This window comes from Terriglobales bacterium (assembly GCA_035454605.1).
In the GTDB taxonomy this organism is placed as follows: domain Bacteria; phylum Acidobacteriota; class Terriglobia; order Terriglobales; family Acidobacteriaceae; genus DATMAB01.
In genome coordinates this window covers 2,501-6,457 of sequence record DATIGQ010000218.1, presented here as the reverse complement: position 1 = coordinate 6,457, position 3,957 = coordinate 2,501, and the positions used below count along the sequence as shown (strand labels likewise).

The window sequence follows — 3,957 nt, the reverse complement described above, 5'->3', positions numbered from 1 at the left end:
CCGTGCTCGCGCCCTCGTCACCTCACGGCGCATACGGACCGGGTCGTCACATGCTGGCGATATTTCGTCCCAAGGTTGTTCCCGCCCCGATTCTGGGGAGTATGGAATGAGGGGCCACTCACGGGGGGATTCACCATGCGTCAGCTAGCCCAGCTTTTCTTGGTCCTCTTTTCGCTAGGAGCGACGACGGCGTTTGCCCAGACCGCCGACGAAGCCGACAGCGCCTATCGCGCCCAGCAGTGGGAAAAGGCGGCCTCGGCCTACCAGAAGATCACCGGTGCGGAACCGCAGAACGGGCTGGCCTGGTTCCGCCTGGGTACCGCACAAATCCATCTCGCGCATTACGGGGATGCGGCGGCTGCGTTCGAACGGGCCGAGTCGCTGAAGTTCGCGCCGCTGTACACTCCCTACAATCTGGCCGCAGCCTACGCGCGGGTGGGGAACAAGGAGAAAGCCCTGGCCGCGCTGGGCGTTGCCGCCGATCGTGGTTTCCAGCAGTTCGACCTGCTGGAAAAGGATGACGACTTCGCGTCCCTGCGCGCCGACGCGGGATACCAACAGGCGCTGGCTCGGGTGCGCAGCAATGCCGAGCCCTGCCGCGAGTCTCCGGAGAGCCGCCAGTTCGACTTCTGGATCGGCGAGTGGAACGTCCAGACGGCGCAAGGCCAACCTGCCGGCGATTCCAGCATCCAGCTCATCCTCGGGACCTGCGTGATATTCGAGAACTGGACTGGCCGCAGCGGCTACACCGGCAAGAGCTTCAATCTCTACAACGTTCCCAGGAAGAAATGGCAGCAGTACTGGGTGGATTCTTCGGGCACCGTCACCACCTTTGAAGGCGGGCTGGAAGGCAACCAGATGCGGGTCGCCGGCCCCACCTTCCCGCGCTCGGGCGAGGGCGGCCTGCGCCGCATGACCTTCACTCCGCTGGCTTCGGACAAGGTGCGCCAGTTCGGCGAAACTTCCAGCGACGGCGGCAAGACCTGGAAGCCGGAGTACGACCTGATTTACGTGCGCAAGACTCAGGCCACTGCAGGGAAGTGAGCTTTCACCGCCGGGAACGCAGAGGGCGCGGAGAAGGCTGAACGGCGGCGCCTAACTTTTCCTGTTCCTGACCGTCTGTTCTCATACGGTCTCTGGGGGTTGTGATGATGGTTCGTGTTTGCTTCGCCCTGCTGTTTCTGTTTTCGCTCTTTGCGCATGCCACGGACCAGGAAACCACCGGCTTCGTTACGGCACACGATGGCGCGCGGCTCTCCTATCGCAAACTGGGCCACGGCCCACAGACGGTCATCGTCCCGGGCGGCTTCCTGTTCGATGGCGCGTTCGACCGCTTCGCGACGGCCGGCCGCACGGTCATCTTCTATGACATGCGCAACCGCGGGCGCTCGGACGCGGTGAAGGACCTCTCTCAGGTCACCATCCAGAACGATGTCCGCGACCTGGAAGCGGTTCGCGCCCACTTCGGCGTGAAGAAAGCGTCCCTCATCGGTTATTCCTACCTCGGCTTTCTGGTGGTGCTCTATGCCATGGACCACCCGGAGCACGTGGAGCGCATCATCCAACTCGGCGCTGTGCCGCGCCAGTGGGACACCGAGTATCCGGCCCAGCTCACCAACCGCGACGCCGAGCAGGTGGTAGACATGAAAGCCTGGAACGCGGTGCAGGAACTGAAGAAACAGGGCTACAACGCGTCGCACCCCAAGGAGTACTGCGAGAAAGAGTGGGCGGTCTTCCGCCGCATGCTGGTGGGCAAGCCGGAAAGCGTGGAGAAGCTGCCCGGCTGGTGTGACCTGCCCAACGAATGGCCGGTCAACTTCTCGAAGCATCTTGAGGCGCACTTCGTCGGCTCGGTCCAGAAGCTCAAGGTACCCAAGGAAGAAGTCGCGAAGGTCACCGTCCCAGTGCTGACCATCCACGGCACGCTGGACCGCAACGCCGCCTACGGCGCAGGGCGAGAATGGGCGCTTACCCTGCCCAACGCCCGCCTGGTCACGGTGAAGGGCGCGGCCCACCAGTCCTGGGCCGACGAACCCGAGTTGGTGCTGGGCTCGATTGAAACGTTCCTTAGCGGCGACTGGCCGAAGGAGGCCGAGAAGATAAATTCCCTCGAGTAGGTTGACACGGGGGAAATAGCCGGGGTACAGTTCGTGCAAAATCAGGCTCCCAAGGGGTAGGTACCGGTAATTCGGCCACGGTAGTCGTTCAGGTTCGCTCGGTGAGGTGGAGTCAGTGGCCACGAAAGAGATTGCGCGGTCCAATGGGGCTGGCACGATCGGAGCCGTGCCATCCATTTCCCTGTGGGCGTTCTTGTTGCTCCTTATCGCTGCGTTTGGTCTGGCCGGTTGCGGTGACGGCCAATCTACGTTAAGCCCGCCTCCCGGGACGTTGAATCCTGTCCCAACGGTTACGTCACTTTCGCCCTCAAACACGCCCGCGGGCGGGCCCACTTTCACCTTGACGGTGACGGGTACGAATTTTGTCAATGGCAGCGTGGTCCATTGGAACGGAGACTCCCGGACCACCACCTTCGTCAGCAACACGCAACTCAACGCTTCCATTACGGCCACGGATATTGCAGTGCCGGGCACAGCATTTGTCGGAGTCTTGAATCCGGCTCCCGGGGGCGGTTTTTCGAACGAGGTAACCTTCACCATCACCGCGCCGGCTCCCACGCTCACCGGCATCTCGCCAGCGAATGCGGTGGCCGGTGCGGCCCCAATCACGCTCACGGCCACCGGCTCGGGCTTCATCGGTCTCTCCGTAGTGCGTTGGAACGGGGCCGATCGGCCCACCACGTTTGTCAGCGGGGCGGAGCTGATGGCCACCATTCCGGCGAGTGATCTTGCGGCTGCGGGCGCCGCTCAGGTCACGGTGTTCAATCCTGCGCCGGGCGGCGGGACCTCTGGCGCGGCGGCGTTCACCATTGACCCCTTGGTCAGCAACCCGGTCCCCGTTGCCGCGTCGATTTCGCCTTCCACCGTCCCGGTCGGAGTGAGCGGCTTTCCGGTCACTGTGGATGGCTCCGATTTTGTGGCTGCCTCGGTGGGGCAGTGGAATGGGAGCGATCGCGGCACCACCGTCGTCAGCGGTACGCAGCTTCGCGCGGGCGTGCGATTGGCCGACACGGAACTGGCAGGCAATGCCTCGGTCGCGGTCTTCACTCCAGCGCCGGGGGGCGGCACCTCGGCCTCCCTGAACGTCACCATCGCGCCCGCCGCCGGAGCCGTAGGGGTGGTGGACAGGCCCAGCGTGCCGGACGACCAGGCGGAGGCCGACTTGTCCAGTGGCTCCCCTGCCATCAGCGGCGACGGCCGCTTTGTGGCGTTTTCTTCCGCTGCCACGAATCTTGTGGCTGGGGACACGAATGGGTTCAACGACGTTTTCCTGCGGGACACCTGTCGCGGAGCCGTGGCCTGTACGCCCTCGACCATCCGGGTTTCGGTGGCTAGCGACGGCACGGAGGCCAATAGCGGCTCCTTCGGCCCTCCTTCGATCAGCCCCGATGGGCGCTTTGTCGCCTTCGCTTCTGCCGCCAACAATCTCGTGCCCGGCGACACCAACGGCCTGCCTGATGTCTTCCTGCGGGACACCTGCATCGGAGCAGTAGCCTGCACGCCCTCCACGATCCGAATCTCGGTTGCCAGTGACGGCACGCAGGCAAGCGGCGGCAGTGGCACGCCCTCCGTGAGCGCTACGGGTCGCTTTGTTGTTTTCCCTTCTCCAACCACGAATCTGGTGGCTGGCGACACGAATAGCGCGACTGACGTCTTCCTGCGCGACACTTGCATTGGAGCCGCAGGCTGTACTCCCTCTACCATCCGGGTCTCGGTCGCAAGCGACGGTACGCAAGGCAATTCGGCCAGCCTCGACCCCTCGCTGAGTGCGGACGGCCGCTTTGTCGCCTTCCAGTCGAACGCCTCGAACCTGGTCAACGGCGACACCAACAACACCGAT

At 63.9% G+C, this 3,957-nt stretch carries 3 protein-coding genes (1 of these 3 running past the window's edge); all 3 read left to right on the top strand.

The features are described 5' to 3' along the window. Positions 1-135 precede the first annotated feature (135 nt). Complete coding sequence (locus VLE48_15285) at positions 136-1,044, top strand: hypothetical protein (GenBank protein HSA94375.1); 909 nt, start codon at positions 136-138, stop codon at positions 1,042-1,044. A gap of 104 nt (positions 1,045-1,148) precedes the next feature. Continuing rightward, positions 1,149-2,117 carry an alpha/beta hydrolase gene (locus tag VLE48_15280; protein ID HSA94374.1) on the top strand — a complete coding sequence of 323 codons (969 nt, stop codon included), beginning with the start codon at positions 1,149-1,151 and terminating at the stop codon, positions 2,115-2,117. Positions 2,118-2,223: 106 nt separating this feature from the next. Beyond that, positions 2,224-3,957, top strand: partial view of an IPT/TIG domain-containing protein gene (locus VLE48_15275; protein HSA94373.1) — the 5' portion only. It continues 627 nt past the right edge of the window; only the first 1,734 of its 2,361 coding nucleotides appear in the window; the start codon lies at positions 2,224-2,226; the stop codon falls past the right edge of the window.

Bases quoted from the DNA above. Each gene is read 5' to 3' on its own strand.
- VLE48_15285 (HSA94375.1), top strand. From the start codon at position 136: ATGCGTCAGCTAGCCCAGCTTTTCTTGGTCCTCTTTTCGCTAGGAGCG.
- VLE48_15280 (HSA94374.1), top strand. From the start codon at position 1,149: ATGATGGTTCGTGTTTGCTTCGCCCTGCTGTTTCTGTTTTCGCTCTTT.